This window comes from Leptospira ainlahdjerensis (assembly GCF_016919175.1).
Classification (GTDB): domain Bacteria; phylum Spirochaetota; class Leptospiria; order Leptospirales; family Leptospiraceae; genus Leptospira; species Leptospira ainlahdjerensis.
Map to the genome: position 1 here is coordinate 144,654 of NZ_JAFFPU010000033.1, position 16,655 is coordinate 161,308.

Annotated in this window: 14 protein-coding genes and 1 pseudogene; 5 read left to right on the top strand and 10 right to left on the bottom strand. The window is 44.5% G+C overall.

Translation table 11 applies throughout. The annotated features are described in order from the left end of the window. Positions 1-158 precede the first annotated feature (158 nt). The 9 genes and pseudogenes from omp85 (JWG45_RS09455) to JWG45_RS09495 all read right to left on the bottom strand — a co-directional run bounded on the left by omp85 (JWG45_RS09455) (position 159) and on the right by JWG45_RS09495 (position 10,403). Positions 159-1,679, bottom strand: a complete 1,521-nt coding sequence (omp85, locus tag JWG45_RS09455) for an Omp85 family outer membrane protein (protein WP_205279507.1) — start codon at positions 1,677-1,679, stop codon at positions 159-161. 149 nt (positions 1,680-1,828) lie between these two features. After that, positions 1,829-2,512, bottom strand: coding sequence for a surface adhesin Lsa25 (gene lsa25 / locus JWG45_RS09460; RefSeq protein ID WP_205279508.1), 684 nt, complete (start codon positions 2,510-2,512; stop codon positions 1,829-1,831). 7 nt (positions 2,513-2,519) lie between these two features. After that, positions 2,520-4,076 carry an Omp85 family outer membrane protein gene (gene omp85, locus JWG45_RS09465; RefSeq protein ID WP_205279509.1) on the bottom strand — a complete coding sequence of 519 codons (1,557 nt, stop codon included), beginning with the start codon at positions 4,074-4,076 and terminating at the stop codon, positions 2,520-2,522. A 246-nt stretch (positions 4,077-4,322) separates the two neighbouring features. Continuing rightward, positions 4,323-4,898 (bottom strand): annotated as a pseudogene (locus JWG45_RS09470) (M23 family metallopeptidase); the annotation flags it as partial. A 202-nt stretch (positions 4,899-5,100) separates the two neighbouring features. Next, entirely contained in the window at positions 5,101-5,784 is a 684-nt protein-coding gene (locus JWG45_RS09475; protein WP_232380608.1) for a cupin domain-containing protein, read from the bottom strand. Between the two features lie 268 nt (positions 5,785-6,052). Further along, the gene (locus tag JWG45_RS09480; RefSeq protein WP_205279510.1) at positions 6,053-6,844 is read right to left on the bottom strand and encodes a helix-turn-helix domain-containing protein; all 792 of its coding nucleotides are present in this window, start codon (positions 6,842-6,844) and stop codon (positions 6,053-6,055) included. 792 nt (positions 6,845-7,636) lie between these two features. Further along, complete coding sequence (locus JWG45_RS09485) at positions 7,637-8,149, bottom strand: biotin/lipoyl-containing protein (RefSeq protein WP_205279511.1); 513 nt, start codon at positions 8,147-8,149, stop codon at positions 7,637-7,639. Further along, complete coding sequence (locus JWG45_RS09490; protein WP_205279512.1) at positions 8,146-9,609, bottom strand: acetyl-CoA carboxylase biotin carboxylase subunit; 1,464 nt, start codon at positions 9,607-9,609, stop codon at positions 8,146-8,148. Before JWG45_RS09490 ends, JWG45_RS09485 begins: the two co-directional genes overlap by 4 nt. Next, positions 9,606-10,403, bottom strand: a complete 798-nt coding sequence (locus JWG45_RS09495) for a lysophospholipid acyltransferase family protein (protein ID WP_205279513.1) — start codon at positions 10,401-10,403, stop codon at positions 9,606-9,608. The genes JWG45_RS09490 and JWG45_RS09495 overlap by 4 nt, the downstream gene beginning before the upstream one ends. A gap of 318 nt (positions 10,404-10,721) precedes the next feature. On the opposite strand from JWG45_RS09495, the gene JWG45_RS09500 reads away from it, so the two are divergent. Continuing rightward, entirely contained in the window at positions 10,722-10,976 is a 255-nt protein-coding gene (locus JWG45_RS09500; protein ID WP_205279514.1) for a hypothetical protein, read from the top strand. Positions 10,977-11,012: 36 nt separating this feature from the next. On the opposite strand, the gene JWG45_RS09505 is transcribed toward JWG45_RS09500, so the two are convergent. Next, on the bottom strand, positions 11,013-12,116 hold the full coding sequence (locus JWG45_RS09505) for an LIC11274 family protein (protein ID WP_205279515.1): 1,104 nt from the start codon (positions 12,114-12,116) through the stop codon (positions 11,013-11,015). A 144-nt stretch (positions 12,117-12,260) separates the two neighbouring features. Here JWG45_RS09505 and JWG45_RS09510 point away from each other — a divergent pair, with 144 nt between their 5' ends. Genes JWG45_RS09510 through JWG45_RS09525 form a run of 4 tightly spaced genes read left to right on the top strand, consistent with a single transcriptional unit; the run spans position 12,261 to position 16,052 of the window. Further along, the gene (locus tag JWG45_RS09510; RefSeq protein ID WP_205279516.1) at positions 12,261-13,142 is read left to right on the top strand and encodes a DUF2225 domain-containing protein; all 882 of its coding nucleotides are present in this window, start codon (positions 12,261-12,263) and stop codon (positions 13,140-13,142) included. Continuing rightward, positions 13,139-13,936 (top strand): tRNA pseudouridine(38-40) synthase TruA, encoded by a 798-nt coding sequence (gene truA, locus JWG45_RS09515; protein ID WP_205279534.1) that lies wholly within the window; start codon positions 13,139-13,141, stop codon positions 13,934-13,936. The genes JWG45_RS09510 and truA overlap by 4 nt, the downstream gene beginning before the upstream one ends. Before the next feature lie 2 nt (positions 13,937-13,938). Further along, positions 13,939-14,766, top strand: a complete 828-nt coding sequence (locus JWG45_RS09520; RefSeq protein ID WP_205279517.1) for a hypothetical protein — start codon at positions 13,939-13,941, stop codon at positions 14,764-14,766. Further along, positions 14,763-16,052 carry an LIC11270 family surface protein gene (locus JWG45_RS09525; RefSeq protein WP_205279518.1) on the top strand — a complete coding sequence of 430 codons (1,290 nt, stop codon included), beginning with the start codon at positions 14,763-14,765 and terminating at the stop codon, positions 16,050-16,052. Before JWG45_RS09520 ends, JWG45_RS09525 begins: the two co-directional genes overlap by 4 nt. Positions 16,053-16,655 lie beyond the last annotated feature (603 nt).

Sequence of the window (16,655 nt, forward strand, 5' to 3'; positions counted from 1 at the left end):
GTTTTTTTAGAAGAAAACGGATTTTTGAGAGTAAACGGAGAAGAAGATTGGGTCATCTGTAAAAGTCGTTTTTTTGTCCACAAAAGAACACAAAAAGAATCAGAATTCTCACAAAGAAAGAAACATCATAAAATTTGTATATTCTAAGATTTGAATTCTTAAAAAACGTGACTGAAGTTTACGAATAGCTGTTTATCTTCTTTCGAGACCGCGTAGTCGATCATGATGATCGTCGCCTGATTCCAGGCGATCCGTAAACCCAGACCTTGGGAATATTTGTAGTCCTTGAACCCGGCCTTATGTTCGTCGTTCCAAACCCGACCGAAATCCCAGAATGGAACCAAGTTCAGAGCGAAATATTCTCCTCCTGCCGAAAAATCGAAAAACTTCCATCGGACTTCTACGGTTCCAAATCCCATCGCTCTTCCCACGAATCGATCCTGTTTGTAACCGCGCAATGTTCTCAGACCTCCTAAACCAGAGACCGGATTTTCGGTTCCCCATAGGTTTCTATATTCAAAAAACGGAACGTCTCCGTCCGAAACTCCGAAACCGAAACGGGAAGCCAAGACGAGTTTTTCAAACGTTTTTGGAAAAGGGCTATAGAAGAATTTTGCATGACCGAAATATTTCTGAAAATCGAAGTTAGAACCGATAGTCTTTGTCGCTTTCTCATACGTCGCTTCTAAGAACACTCCGGAATTAGGGTCCGGTTCAAAATCCCTCGTATCGTAGACAAGACCGACTTTTGCGGTATTCACATAACCGCCGTTATATCCTAAAATTTTTCCGGCTTCGGAGTCTTCGGTCAATTTTGTCTTTGCATTCGGAACTTCTCCCGAATTGCTCAGAGGAGTTCCTTCAAAAATCGGATCCACGGCTTTTACGAATTTTCCGTCATATGAATGCACGATATTATTCGAAAAACGAAAACCGGCGACGAGCCTGACCGTTCCGTGAAAATAGGAACGTTCAGAACTGAAATTCAACTGCGGAGTTTGAATCGTATAACGGTTGTACATACGATCCGTCACGTTGAAGGCCGAACCCGCAGGGACTCCCGAATACGTCCGCCCTCCGAGTTCAATCGGATCTCCGGGACCACCCGGTCTTTGATACAGAAAGGTCGATTCTTGCGCGTTATACTGCGCGTTGTTTACCTGCGGAGCTCCGGGCTGGTTTCTTTCCTGATAACTCAAAGGTTTGAGCGTCGATTCACCAACTCCGAAATAAAGCGTCGTAGGAGTGATGGTAAGGAGTGCATCCGCGCGCAATCTCCACTGAGTATTTGCGATATAAGGCATATCCAAACTCAGTTGATGATACTGTGCGTTCTTTGTAGTATTAAAATATTGAGCGAAAAAACGAAGCCGATAAGGAGTGTATTCGAAAAAAGGATCCGTCTTTTTTCCGTTGTTATAACCGTAAACCCGAACCCCGTAGCCGATTCCTTCGTTCGGATCCGAATTGATCAGAGGAAGACCGGTCGGATACCAGCCTTCTTTTTTGTTTTCCAAATCCTTCCTACACATCTGCTTGACCCTATCGATTCGAAAGGGAAGATCCTTTCTTTCCTCCGGTTTCTCACAACCGGTAAAATTTTCCTGTGAAAAAACCTCGGAACCAAAAAAGGTTAGAGCGGAAAGGATCAAAATGGCAAGGAGGATTTTCGTTTTCATCGTATAACACCAAAAAGATTACGAATTTCTAACCAACCCTTTTCGATTGTCAAACTGAATATGAGAATTTACTCACATTAAAGATTTATGGAAATGAAAACTTCTCCCGAGCTTTCGATGCGGCTCGGGAGAAAGAAGTTTCGGAAGGATTAAGGAAGATTCCTTACACAACGAACAAAGTATCTGCTAGTTTTTGAGAAAGAGGTCTCTTCTCCGAAACGAGAGGTTGCAAAATTTACGGCTCGAGCCGTATCTACGGTGCTTTCGTTCGCCCAAGAACTCCAATAAAAATCCTCAACCGTGTTTGGAAATTTAACAAGAAGTGAGTTCAAACTTCCGGATAAAGTCAGAGCTTTCAATTCGATCAGAGAAGGAAGTCTCCAATTCGAATATCCACCCGTACGATCCTGGCTGCAGGAGGTAAACGCTTCACTGGTCCCGGTAAATCCGGGAGTTTGTCCTACCAGAACGGGAGGAAGTGAGATCGTATTACAATCGTTCAAGTTGAGAGAACAATACTGCAACAACGTCGCTCCGTATCTTCCGATCACGGTGGAACTATTATTGATTCCTTCACAGTCATAGGTGCCGTTTGAGCCTACTCTGAGCACCTGCCCCTGAGAACAGATTTTCCACATGAGTCCGGACATCGAGTTGGTTACCGTTCCGGATGCGGGGTCCGCCGCATAAGGACTAAAAAATAACATCCCCGCGAGAAGCACATTCGCGTCCTCGTTGATAAAACCCAGAGTTGTATCGTCCAGTTTTTCTTCACAATTGGCAAAGAATGAAAGTGCAATACTGAGTATTAGAATATTCTTATATTTTTTCATGATTTCCTCAGAATATATGGTTAAAGTTCATAAATACTTGTTTGTCTTCTTTGGAAACTGCGTAGTCCAACATAAGGATCGTACTCTGATTCCAGGCGATTCTAAATCCTAAACCTCGAGAATACTTGTAATCCTTTAAACCGACGTTGTGTTCGTCGTCCCAAACGCGACCGAAGTCCATAAAAGGTACCAGGTTCAGCGCAAAGTGTTGTCCCGCTACAGTGAAATCAAAAAATTTCCAGCGAACTTCTATGTTTCCCCAACCCATCGCTCTACCGGTAAAACGATCCTGTTTATAACCCCGCAGAGTTCGAAGTCCACCGAGACCGGTGATCCCGCCTTCGGTGGACCAAAGGTTTCTGTATTCGAAAAAGGGAGCGTCTCCGTCCGTCATTCCAAAAGCGCCTCGACCGGCAATGACTAGTTTATCAAAAACTTTCGGAAAAGGACTGTAGAAAAATTTCATCTGGGTAAAATATTTGGAATATTGGAAATCGGATCCTAAAGCCTTGGCGACTTTTTCATAGGTGGCTTCCAAGAAGATTCCCCGGTTCGGATCCGGCTCCAAATCGCGAGTGTCCAAAACCAAACCAACTCTTACGGAGTTCACATTCCCCCCTTGAAGACCGAGAATTCTTCCAGCTTCGGCGTCTTCGGTCACCTTGGTTTTTGCGTTAGGCGCTGTTCCGGAATTACTGAGAGGGGTTCCTTCCGTAAGCGGATCCGTACTTTTCACGAATTGACCGTCGAAAGTTTTGACGATGTTCTGAGAAACTCTCACACCGGCGACCATACGAACCAAACCTCCCAAAAAGTTGCGCTCCCCGCTCATGTTCGCCTGAGGAGAACGGATATCATAACGATTGTACATCCTGTCCGTTACACGAAACGCGTCGTTGACCGGTAAACCCGAAAAGTTGGTTCCCTGATAGTCCACCGGATCTCCGGGGCCTCCGGGTCTCGTAAAGAAGATGTTTTGTTCCCGATTGTGATAGGTTGCGTTACGAACAACCTCTCCCCCGGGCTGATTTCTTTCCTGATAGGAAAGGGTTTGTAAGGATCTTTCCCCAACCCCATAATAGAGAGTGTTCGGATTTGTATCGTAGATCAAATCTCCTCGCATTCTCCACTGAGAATCAAAAATATACGGTGCGTCGAAACTGATATCCTGGTATTGTCTGTTCTTTGTAGTATTAAAATACTGAGCAAACATTCTAAAACGATACGGAGTATATTCAAAAAACGGATCGGTCTTTTTTCCGTTGTTGATCATAAAAATACGAACCCCGTAACCCACACCCACGTTCGGATCCGAATTCAAAAGAGGAAGCCCTGTCGGAAACCAACCTTCTTTCTTTTTAGAGATGTCTCGAACCGAAAGACGTCTCATTTCCGAAATCGGAAAGGGAAGATCCTTTCTCGGCTCCCGAGGAGCGGCGTCCACACCGACGTCATCCACTTTTGCGGGTGGATCCTTCGGATCTTTGGGTTGGGCCTGCACGTTTCCTGCAAAAAGGAGGAGCAAGGCGAATGCAAAACTTACGAGTTTCAGAAAATTCTTCATGGAGTTCCTGTTTCTATATTTCAGATCAAAACGGAAACTGTTCACGCGCATACTGTCAATAGGATTTTTCCAAGAATTTGGAAATACGTTCGTAAATCTTAGGTCTCAGAGGAGCTTTTTATAACATTTGGTATAATATGTTCAACGGATCAACACAGGCCGAGGACGTTTTGATTTTTTTGGAATCTTCGGATTGGATTGTATGGAATTCAACTTTGCAGATGCTTTCCCCTTAGCTTTTGAATAACGTCGATTAGCTCGAATGAATTCTTTAGGATTGAGATATCCGCTCTGCTCCCTTCCATAACCGCCGCCTGTGGGAAGAAAAAAATTGTTGCGGAGTTCGAAATGAAGATGGGGTCCATAACGACGATTTGCGTCTCCGATTTTTCCGATGCGCGCGCCCTTTCGAATCCGATCTCCTTTTTTCACGGACATCATAGAAAGATGAGCGTAGAGAGAGTTGATCCATCTTCCGTCGGGAAGACGATGTGTAACAAGAATCACATTCCCCCAACCCGGCCCTTCTTCTCTGGCAAACTTGACAACTCCGTGGGAAACTGAATAGACAGGATCTCCATAGTCGTTTCTACCGACTGCGTTCCAATCCTCACCAAGATGAAAATTCTTTCCAAAAGGTTGTTTGTCCACATAACCCTTTGCATTCGGCGCTCCGACCGGAAAATCGAATCCGTCGGATATATAATCGGGATGTTTTGAGAAGAATTTTTCCGCTTCGTCCAAAGTAAGTTCTTCTTGAGAAGGAGAAGCCCAAAGGTGATCTTTTTTATTTTCAAAACAAGAAAATGAAAAAACAAAAATAAAAATTCCGAATTGTATCCTTCGGTAACTTTTGATTCTAATCAAGGTACAAAATCGCATGACTAAAAAGCGAGGTTTCAATTCTTTCTTTGGAAATCAAGCCTTCTTGTTTGTTTGGGTTCGAAAGAAGAAGCGGACCGGTCGTCCGCAAATCATTTTTTAAACGATTGATTCTTCCGGTTAAAAAAGAATCAGAATGGATTTATTTTTTTTGTCTCCACTTCAGTGCATTTTCTTTCTTCCAACTTCGGTAACCCAACAAACGCGCCGTAGGCGCGACTACAAAAGCCAAAACTTTTTGCACCGGAATCGGAGGAGAAGCCAAATACGTATCTCCATAGAAGTCCGTTACCAACATCGCTTGTAAGAAGAATTCGAGATCCGTCCTCGGCTTTTGTTTTTCCGTCAAAAAACCGTGAAACTGGGTAATGAATAAGGCCCAAAGAGCGGGAGGATTTACCCGAACGATTCCCACAAATATTCTACCCTCTCGATTGAACGGCTGATGCACAAAACCTTTCGGCACGGTATGAGATTGTCCCGGTCCCAATTTGATTTCGACTCCATCGATCATCAAAGTCAAAATGCCTTGTTTTACCGTAAAGGTTTCGTCGTAATGAGGATGGATATGCGGCTCGGGAATGGCCCCACCCGGTTCGAGATATAACTCGACTTCCGCATAAGCTCCGTTTGTTTCCTTTTCCGTCTTTAAGACGATATAACGTTCTTTGGCAAAGCGATTCTCCATTGTGTCTCCGACGATCGGATAAACATCAGAGATCGCGGAGGGCTCCGGAAACACGTAACGATGGAGCAGATGACCCAAAAGCACATAGGTGATAAGACCGATGCCGATCGAATAGATGAATTTTAGAAACTTCTTCAAAGATAACTCCCATTTAAAATATTTCGTCTTTGGATCTTGCTAAGGACACTGGTTCCCCCTCTTACATCCATATCCTTGAAGAATGATAAGAGGAAAGGCCCGATTTAGACGTCGTTGTTCCGGATTCATACTAACCGTTTTAGAATCTGAAATCAATTACCAGGAGGTAATTGATTTCAAAGTTTCAGTTCTTTTCGTTTTTTTGATTCTGAATCAAAGGATTCTTACAAAGATCGGAAAACGAAAGAGTTAAATTTTCGAGATTTTCTTAACGTGGGTTTCTCTTTTCACATGCGGCTGATTCGGAAAAATCGGAATCGCTAGAAATCAAGTCTCTCATCGTGTTTTCCGTAAAACGGTCGGATGGAACCCAAGTATAAATTCTATGGGAACGGGTATTGACTTCGAAAGGATGTCCGCTCGCGGCCTGAAGAACTTCAAACATTATAATTCCATTATATTCTAAACGAATCGAGATCGGAGCATTGTTACTATTATTAAACCAAGTCGATTCCGGATCGGGAGTTTTTACCGCGCTCTCATAGGGACTTACGAAATTCTCCAAATAGCTGCATGTAAGAATTCTATGACTAAGCGCTTGAGAATCCAAAAGATGAGGACCGAGTCCGAAATCGCTCAACAAAAACTCGGTAAGGGAAAGACCTTCGGCTCTAAAGTCAAAACCTTTCAAGGCTGAGATCAAAAGTTTCAGAGCTGGATTCGTCTTAACGACCCGGCTTTCCCAATTCACTATTAAGATCGGTGCGGTTCCACCGATCTGTTTAAACAAAATCGGATCCGCCGTTTCTGATTCCTCGTTTTTAGGAAATTCAAAATCCGAGGAAAACCCGGCGGCAAGGAACAATATATTCTTGTAAGGATGGGAAATTTCAAGTGCCTCCGTTAATTTCCGAACCATCTCCCGACCCGGAAGGGCTCTCCCCGATTCTAAAAAACTGAGGTGTTTACTCGAAATTCCCGCATCCAAAGAAAGATCCAGCTGACTTTTTTTCCGTGAGTTTCGCAAACTTCGCAGAGTGTTTCCAAATGAATTCGACATAGCCCGCACCGTTCGGTCCAACTTAGATTGATCCAAAAAGAATTTTTCTTATTCTTTTCTTCTTGGAACGTCTTCCCTTCCTGTCTTAAAAGAAAACCAAGAAGAATCGAGTAGAAGTTTTTATAGGAGATAAACCAAGGATACTTTTTTAGGAAGGAACGACTCACAAGACCAGGACGTCCTCTCGACATTCCGCACTTTGAGAGTCGATCCGAAAACGGAAAAAAATTTGTAGGAGCTTCTCCAAGAGGCCTCCATTTTGCTGCCTTTCCCTTTTTAAGAAATAGATTCGATGACAAAAGCTGTGGAGTTCCCACAATTTTAAGTTTTGGAACAAAGTTTCGGTTCTTTTCGAAAGGTTATCAAATACTTTGTCCCGAACGTTTCGAGCGGGATGATGGATGGAACATTTTTTTATAGGAGAGTCTGTTTCAGGGCTTTCCAAAAACCCTGGAACGAACGTCCATTGATTCGAGACGACGAGTTTCAAAAATTGTAGGACTCCAATCCAAATCGAATCAGAATCCTTCTTTTAATAGTAGGAAGGTGTTTCGAAAAAAAGGATCCGTAGGAACTCCCGCTTTTTTTAGGGCGCGCTTTCCGGATATTCTTTAGCGATTTCTTTTGAAGGTTTGGGATAAAGCTCTCGAGCCGAAAGCCGTTGGGAAAGAAGAAGGATCCATTCCTAAAACGAAAGCGTTTTTTTCAAGGAGCCGATTTTGACGGATCCGGGATTTTGAAATACCGACCCTTGTCTTGATCGGTATTTCAAATATTTAGAATATTCTAAACTTAGGATTTTTTAGAACCTAAGTTCAATTTTAGAATCAGATCATCCTGAGAGACCATACTTCCTTCCGAGACGGAGACTTCTTCCACGATTCCGTCTCCGGGAGCGAGAATATTGTTTTCCATCTTCATCGCTTCCACTATGGCAAGAATCGCCCCTTTTTCGACGGATGAACCCGGAGAGACCAAAACACGGATCACCTTTCCGGGCATCGGACTTTTGATAAGACCTCCGCTCCCCTCTTCGAGGTGAATTTCCCGATTGGAAAGAAGGATTTTCGTATTCCATCCTTTGTAGTGGATGAAGATCTGATTTCCTCTCCGAAGAATTCTCCAATGATTTCCTGGACCGGAGAATAAACCGTTCCCCTCGCTCTGAAAGTTACGGGAGATTTGAAAGTCATGAGCAACTCCGTCTAACAGGATCGATACGGAAGTAACCCCGGGAGAACTGGAACGAACCTGGACGGGAATTTCTTCGTCCCTATGTCTAAAACGAAAATTTTCTTCGATCACCAAAGACCTCCCGGTCCAACCGCTTCCCAAATTCCGGAAGACTTTTTCTTTTCGGAAAGAGCCGCCGCCGCGAAGGAGAACGCGTCGGCTTGAATTTCACGATCCGGCGTAAACGCGATCGTTTGTTCTTCCAAAAAGTGTGTGTGCGTCAGGCCCTTCTTAAATTCATCATGAGAAAGAATTCCGGAAAGATAAAACGTGTTTGTTACGGGTCCGAAGATCACCGTGGAATCGATGGATTCTCTCAGACGGGTCGCGGCCTCTTCCCTCGTTTTTCCCCAAGAGATCATCTTTGCGATCATAGGATCGTAGAACACCGTGATCGAGGATCCTGTTTCCACTCCCGTGTCCACTCTGAGAAATTCTCGATCCGGAAATTCAATATATTCTAATATACCTGTGGACGGAAGAAAGTTGTTCTCCGGATCTTCCGCATAAATTCTTGCCTCGATCGCGTGTCCGTTCTGAGTGATCTCCTTTCCTTGTGTGAGCTCGGAAAGTTTTTTCCCTTCTGCGACACGAATCTGCCATTCCACGAGATCTTGTCCTGTGATGTATTCGGTTACAGGATGTTCCACCTGCAAGCGGGTATTCATTTCCAAGAAATAGAATTTTCCGTCTTTTCCAAGAATGAATTCTACGGTTCCCGCGCCGATGTAATGAATCGACTGAGCGGCTTTTACCGCCACTTGACAGATCTCGTCGCGAAGTTTTTCGGGAAGATTCGGAGCTGGAGATTCTTCGATCACTTTCTGATGTCTTCTCTGAATCGAACATTCTCTCTCGAAAAGGTGCATAACGTTTCCGTGTTTGTCACCAAACACCTGTACTTCGATATGCCGTGGAGTTTCGATGTATTTTTCGATAAAGACGGTTCCGTCTCCGAAAGCTTTTTGGGCCTCTCTCTGGGCGGATTCGAGAGAAGAATGGAATTCTTCCGGTTTATAAACCCGTTTCATTCCCTTTCCACCGCCTCCGGCGGTCGCTTTGATCATCAGAGGATAACCGATTCTTTGCGCTTCTTTCTCCAAATTTTTCGGATCCTGATTTTGACCGTTGTATCCCGGAACGACCGGAACCCCGGCGGCTTCCATCTTGATTCTAGAATTGATTTTATCTCCCATCAGCTCCATCGATTCCGGGGTCGGTCCTAAAAATAGAATTCCTTCCTTTTCAAGGGCCTTTGCGAATTCCTGTTTTTCGGACAAGAATCCGTATCCCGGATGAACCGCTTCCGCTTTTGTCTTACGAATCGCTTCGAGTATATTCGGAATGTTTAAATAAGAAGAAGAAGGACTCGGTTCACCGACATAGACCGATTCGTCAGCGAGTTTTACGTGCGGAGAATCCTGATCGGCGTCCGAATAAACGGCGACGGTTTTGATTCCGAGTTTTTTACAAGTGCGTATAACACGAACCGCGATTTCTCCACGGTTGGCGATCAATAGTTTTGAGATCAAGAGGCCAATACCGTTTCCTTTTGAACTTCGGAAGAAAGAGAAGCGTCTAAAATTTTCTTTTCTCTACTCATCGTTTCAAAAAGGAAGTCCCTGAATTCTTCCCAAGTTCCGAACTTTGTAGGATCGTAATTTCCGATCTGTTTATAAGCCACCACAAATCCTCTTTCCTTCGTTTGATATCCGGTGATTCCCGATTTTAAAACGACCACAACCGGGATTTTATTTTCAAAAGCGAGTTTGATCATTCCTTTTTGCATCGGTTGGATCTCTTCGGTATAAGAATTGTGTCCTTCCGGATAAACGATAAACGAAGTCTTGTGCAAACCTTTCAGGAGACTTCTTACCGAAACCGCGATCGTCGTCGCCTTCGAGGATTCGAAAACCTGCGACCCCATCGCCTTCATCCACCAATACGCGATCAAGGTTTTTTTGATTACTTGGTTTGCCAAAAAGGGTTTGTTTACGACGAGACAGTCGTAAGGGAAATCGAGTTCGTTTACGTGGTTGATAAAAACCATATATCCCTTTTGAGGAATATTGATTTCACCGAGTTTTAGGAATCTGGTTCCCGTCATCCACTGAACCGCTCCACCCCAAGTGGCGGAACCGCGGAGGAAGGCTAAATTCTTTTTCTCTTGGTTGCGAATGATCGCAAAAAATAATCCTGCAATCAGACTGGGAAAGGCCAGGCTGAAAACGAGGGGAAGTGTGATCAAATATGTTTTTAAGACAATCCTGCGATAGGATTTTGGAAAGCGACCTAAGCGGCTCTCCATAAATTTCAATGGGTTCATCGTGAGCAATTTTTTGAAGGATTCCATTTTTAGAAAAGCTAGTTTTCGAGGGAATTTAGAATCCATTGTTCGAAGAATCAATCGACCTTGAGAGCGGTTTCCCTCCCCGTTCGAACGTTTTGGACCGAAAGACCGGAAAGACGAGGATGGAATTGCAATCAAAATCTGATTCCTTTTTAGGAGTTCCTACAAAGATCGTATTTTCTGGGACAGGAAATTCTTACCTTTTCCCTCGCCAAATCTCCTCCTCCAAGCAACTATCAAAACCTTACCCGCGAGTAAAGGAGGTACTGAAGCAAGAATTGTCTCTCCCAAAAAATGGGGCTCATCGTAGGAGTTCCTACAAGGGAATTTTTACTTGCAAAATTAGAATTTTGTGATAGAGGAAGGTCCGCTGTGGTTTTTTCCGCCACCCACCCCTCCACCCGAAATTTGGGCGGGGCGCGCGAGTTTCACGGAAGAATTGTCGTAGCTCCGACGGAAATTCTCCAAAAGAAAAATCCAAAGACGAAAATAAAAAAGCCCGCTTTTGCAGGCGGGCTTTCGTTTACCGAACAGGATTCAGCTTTTTAGAATCGAAGTTCTAAAAGGAACGTCGATTTTTTTGGGTTACTTCTTCTCACCCATCAACTGTTTTCTTTTTTCAGGATCCCATTTCAGGAAGATTCTATTTTTGACTTCGTCATCATAGATTTTTTCCAAAACGTCCACCGCATCTCTCCGGTATTCTTCCGGAATTCTTCTATCAAAAACAGGACTCATCCTATGGTCATATTCAAGAGTCGGGTTTTGAGAGAAGTCATACGTCGCGCCTTGTAAAGTGACCACATCGGACGGACCCGCTTTTCCTTCGTCGTCTCGAATCGCCTCGGTCTTCGCGTCGCTCTTAAAGAGGAAGTAATTGTCATAAGGATATTTCAATTTGAAGATATTGATCGCATTGGCTCTTGCGTCTCTGCAGAGTTGAATCGCAGCAAGATAGTGTTCGATTCTATGCTTTCTATGACTCGGTTGCAATTTCTGGTGTTTTTCGAGATGTTTTTCGATCTTGAGTGCATTGTTTCGGGTTTCTTTCGCAAGACCTAAAAACTTGTAACCGGTCTCCATATTCTTCTCGATCGCGTATTTATTGGTTACGTAGTGAAAGTCTCTCGGGTTGTACATTCTTCTTGTGAGAGGAGATTCCCGATCCGCCGTCATATCTTTAACGATATAAGAATTTTTACTCAACTCAATCGCGATGTCCACGAGGTTCCTGTCCTCCGGATTGTTTTGATTTTTCTTCTCGATAGCAGCTTTCAAAATTTCATCACTTCTTTCCACATAGTATTGGGAAAGTTCTTCCAGAAGCATCTCGGTTCCGAGTTGCGCTTCTAAAAATCTACGATAGGCGTTTACGTGATTGTTTTCAAAGTAATACTGAAGACCTTCCTGGTAGAGCCTCTTCAGTTCCTTGTATTTCTTCACTCTGTCCCCGTCTGGCTCAGGCGTTGTCGTCCCCGTTTGGCTTCCGGCCGCAGGCTGAGTTCCCGCGTTCTGCTGATTCTGCCCTCCGGGAACCTCACCTTTGTAATTGCGTACGATCGGCTCGATCACGCGGAGATAAGTCAGCAACTCCACCCTTTTTTTGTAGGCTTTGCTCGAGACCGCCTCTCCAAATACGGAAACGGGAAGAATGGAGATTGCTATTAGTATGAGAATCAGTCGTTTCATCGGTTAACCTTTTCCAAAGTTTCTCCGGATTCAAAGCCCGGGGCAACACAGAAATTAGTGCTTTTCTTCCTACTCTATCGGTTAGAATGGTGTCCGAATTGACAGCTTACGCTTGTTTTTTTCGGGTTTTTCAAAGATAAGAATATGACAGCCACTGCAATCGCACAAGGAAAAAAGATCTCATTCCGCGCTAAGGAAGATACGGTCTGTCCGATCTGTCACGAAGTGCACCAAAAGGAAAATATGTTCCAGGGTGGCGGTCGTTTGATCGCCGGTAAACTTACGATCGAACTCAGAAGACTCTACGAAAAAAACCGAAAGTTCGGTCGTGTCAGCCCGAATGATTATGTCATCAGCGTCTGTCCTCGTTGTCTTTATTCTGCTTTTTCCAAGGACTGGTCTACGTTAGACGCGGAGGAAAACGAAAAGATTCGTTCCCAGTCCGATACGCGCCGATCCAATCTCGAAAAGATCTTAGGACCTTTGGATTTTTATCAGGAAAGAAATCTGGTTCTCGGCGCCGCTTCTTATCTTCTTGCAATCGAATGTTATCAGAACCGAAAGGTCACCGTGGCCCCTACCCCAAAAAAAGCGGTTTGTGCGGTTCGAGGGGCCTGGTATTTCGACGACCTTAACAACGATTTTCCGAATATGGGTTTCGATAAAATTCGAGACCTCCTCTATCAAAAGTCCGCGAGTTGGTATACGGATACGATGGATATCATGCAAAGCGGTTCCGAACCCGTAGATCAGGCTTCCTATCTTTTAGGACCGGATACGGATAAGAATTGGGCCTTTGACGGTGTGATTTATCTTTCCGCTTATCTTACGATGAAGTTCAAAGACGAACTCGCACAAGACCCGGCCGCAAAGCTGAATCTTTTGGTAAGAGCGAAAAGAACTCTTTCCAGATTGTATGGTTCGGGAAAAGGATCCAAGTCCAAACCGTCCGTAATCATCGACATGGCGAAAGAGCTTTACGACGAATACAACAAGATCATCGAAGAAATGGGAGGAGAAAAATAAACTACGCCCTCCTCGTCGAATACGACGGTCTTTGTTTTAACGGTTTTCAAATTCAAAAAGAACAGCCAAGCGTCCAAGAAAATCTGGAAAAAGCTGCCTCCATTCTTCTCAAGGAACCAATCGATATCTCCGGAGCCGGAAGGACGGACACGGGGGTCCATGCTCGAGGAATGACGGTCAATTTCAAAACCCAGAAAACCGTACGAAATTTCAGCAAGTTTCTTTTGAGTCTGAATGCGCTCACCGATCCGGGCGTTTCCATTCTTTCCATGACGGAAGTAGATGAGAATTTTGATTCCAGATTTTCCTGCAACGCAAGAGAATACGAATATCTCATTCTCAATACGAAGTTTCCGAGACCAACCTGGAAAAATCGAGCATTCTGGTATCAACATAAGATTGACGTTCCACGCTTGGAGGCTGAACTGGAACTATTAAAGGGAGAACACGACTTTCGAAGTTTAGCGAAGGCTGTCTCCATGAAAGGCCGCTCCACGGTTCGGACGATTTTAGAGGCAAAACTGGAACGAAGCGCGGAATTTGACGGTCTCTTCAAAGTAAGGATTCGGGCGAACGGTTTTCTTCACAATATGATTCGGATTCTTACGGGTACCCTTCTGGAAATCGCAAACGGCAAACGAAAAGATACAAACATTCTCCAGATCCTTTCTTCCAAGGACAGAACGATTGCCGGTATCACTCTTCCACCTCACGGTCTTTATTTTATAAGGGCATATTACGATTCCTATCCTGAGATCGATTCGATGTATTCCCTTCGGGACTTGGATCCTTAACCATGTTATCTTATTCTTCTCGAACTTTTATCAAACGTTCCCTTTTTCTTTTTTTATTCTTTCTTACGGGAATTCTCTCGGCGTCCCCGAAAAAGCCGGGAGTTTTCGAACTCTTGGGCGGATATCAACCCGACTTTATAAGAAATAAATTCTTTTCCGATTTTATTCCGAAACCGGTGGCTCAATCCGGAAGTCTACCTTCGAGTGGAATCGTTTCCAAAGAAGACGAAGAAACGGAGACAGAGGAAGAAGAGACGGAAAAAAACGCGGGTTCGTTCTACGACAATCGAAAACCGGAAGTCGGCGTTTGGATGGGAGCTTCCAATCCTTGGCCCGGAACCGAAACTCAGAAATATTTGGATACCACACTCGGCGGAGGTTTCTTTTTTAGAATCCCTTGGCCTTGGATTTTTTACTTGGAGATGGGGGCTTTTTACGCCAACTACCTTTCCGCTACGGAAAGAGCTCTGACTACGATTCCCGTTTATCTCGCGTTAGGTTATAAGATTCCTCTTGATCTTCCAATCTCTTTTATCATTCGAGCCGGCGGCGGAGAAGCGTTTGTCGTCGCGAGACCTTCCAACACTTCTCGTTGGGACCCGATGATGCTAATCGGCTTGGAGACTAGTTTTGTCGCGGGGAAAAAGATTCGGATTGGAATTCGAATCGATTACAATAAGATCTACGAATCTCAACTGGACGCTCCCGCAGAATCGAAATACTTATATGCGAGTCCTTACAGCGATTCCAGACTGCCGAACCCGAACTATTATAGGGTTGTAGACGCTGAGTTTTTCCAATTCGGATTGATGGTGAGTATATTCTTATGAACCGATCTTCTTTTTTATTTGTTCTCCTGATTTCAGGCTCTTTTCTATTCTTTTGCCGTGTGGGGAATTGGAGTGGAAAGGGTTCGAGTGATCCCGTGATTAGCACTCTTTTCAATCAAAGAATGCTTCTTCTTGCAAAGGGAACCTATGCCACAGATAACCCGATCAGTTTTGAGTCGTATTCCAATGGAACGGGACAGATCTATCAAGACGCAAACGGCGCGGGACTAGATCCCGTTTTTGATACGACAGGAATTCCGACCGCCGCCGGACTCCCGATCTTTATCGATATCGGTGAAATCCGAATGTCCACCAAATACCAAGACGGTCTTTTGAATCTGAGTTTGATCAAGAACGTGAAAGATACGAAAAAATTCTGGGATGAAATCGCCCCAAATCGTCAGGTTTTTTGTACGATTCCTTATACTACAAATTCCAATTCTTGTCGTTTGAACGACGGGGAACTCAAAGCAGTTCAATTTTTCAACGGGGAGGGAGTTGCCTATCCTTCGAACGATCCCACTTCCGCAACCGATTGGGGCGCTTTTGGAAACGGCCCAGTTCAATACTATTATACGGGGATGTATCTTCGCTCCCTTGTTACCGCATGGGCAAACGAACCTGGTCTAACGTTTTCCAATCTAACCTTATTCGACAATTATAGAGTCCCCGGAGTGAATATTGTTCCTAGGATGAGTTATCTTCCGACAGCGGATGCGACGACTCAGACTCTTTTTCCTCCTCTTGTGTTTCCTCTTCTTTATACGGTTGAGGAAGGTGATCGGGATATGCTCGTTTATCCGGGATTCGACCCCTATATTCTGGAAGTAAGAATGAATCTGAAAGAAAACCTTATGGTTCATTCCTACGTTTCCGGTTTGGGTGGAGTTCGAACGATAGTCGCCGTAAGCGACTGGAAGGGAGATGCGGATCACAACGGTCAATCCAATATGGGAGGAGGACTTCTCCTTCGTTCGAGGATCATTCGTCCAGAAATCGCTTCCAACTTAGTCGTATTAGGCGGAACCGCCTCCACGACACACTACTACGGGATCTACCGTCTGGGCGAGACGAATATCGATACCAAGTTGCCTTTGATCGCGTCTCCCGTTCAAGGAGCTCAGACTCGGATGAAATACATTCATGCGGGCGATTATAGAATCCGTTGTTTAGGAGATACGGCTCGGGTAGACGGATACCCGGAGACGGTCGTGAGAGAAACCACGTTCACCGTTCCCGAAAACGCGCCTCGCTCCGAGGTTCAAGTTTCTCTGACTTGTCCTTAAAAGCAAAGCTCCGACTTTCATAAGAAAAAAAAAATACCTTCGAGGATTGATTTTGTCGTTGTTCCGACGATCTTTCCGTGAAAGTCGCGCGCCCCACCCAAATTGGGTGGAGGAGGTGGGTCGGTGGGAAAAATCGGGAAATTTTCCTCTATCAGAAAATTCTAATTCTTTCAAGAAAAATTTCTCCTCCACAGCGTTGTCGTAACTCCGACAAATGCGTTCCCTAAGACGGTCGTCCTACCTTCCTCGGCTTCCGGCGATCTATCTAACGTTTCGAACGGAGCGAAACGGCGATAACACCGGAAACAAAGTGAAACATTCAAAATCAGATATATTCAAAATTTTGAATGTTTCTATGTCTCCATAAAGCTTTATTCAAAATCAAAAAAATTGGGGTCCGGGCTTAGAACAGAAAAAGATCTCCCGGCGAAGGGGGGAGCGAAAGCCGCAATTTGCGGCTGAAGCGAGGGGGAAGCCTTTCCCCCCGCAAAGCGACCCATAGGAAAGCTTTGCGCTGAGTTATTCAAAGCGACCCATAGGAAAGCTTTGCGCTGAGTTATTCAAAGCGACCCATAGGAAAGCTTTGCGCTGAGTTATTCAAAT

Bases quoted from the DNA above. Each gene is read 5' to 3' on its own strand.
- omp85 (WP_205279507.1), bottom strand. From the start codon at position 1,679: ATGAAAACGAAAATCCTCCTTGCCATTTTGATCCTTTCCGCTCTAACC.
- JWG45_RS09525 (WP_205279518.1), top strand. From the start codon at position 14,763: ATGAACCGATCTTCTTTTTTATTTGTTCTCCTGATTTCAGGCTCTTTT.
- omp85 (WP_205279509.1), bottom strand. From the start codon at position 4,076: ATGAAGAATTTTCTGAAACTCGTAAGTTTTGCATTCGCCTTGCTCCTC.
- JWG45_RS09500 (WP_205279514.1), top strand. From the start codon at position 10,722: ATGGGGCTCATCGTAGGAGTTCCTACAAGGGAATTTTTACTTGCAAAA.
- lsa25 (WP_205279508.1), bottom strand. From the start codon at position 2,512: ATGAAAAAATATAAGAATATTCTAATACTCAGTATTGCACTTTCATTC.
- JWG45_RS09520 (WP_205279517.1), top strand. From the start codon at position 13,939: ATGTTATCTTATTCTTCTCGAACTTTTATCAAACGTTCCCTTTTTCTT.
- JWG45_RS09480 (WP_205279510.1), bottom strand. From the start codon at position 6,844: ATGTCGAATTCATTTGGAAACACTCTGCGAAGTTTGCGAAACTCACGG.
- JWG45_RS09505 (WP_205279515.1), bottom strand. From the start codon at position 12,116: ATGAAACGACTGATTCTCATACTAATAGCAATCTCCATTCTTCCCGTT.
- JWG45_RS09510 (WP_205279516.1), top strand. From the start codon at position 12,261: ATGACAGCCACTGCAATCGCACAAGGAAAAAAGATCTCATTCCGCGCT.
- JWG45_RS09495 (WP_205279513.1), bottom strand. From the start codon at position 10,403: ATGAACCCATTGAAATTTATGGAGAGCCGCTTAGGTCGCTTTCCAAAA.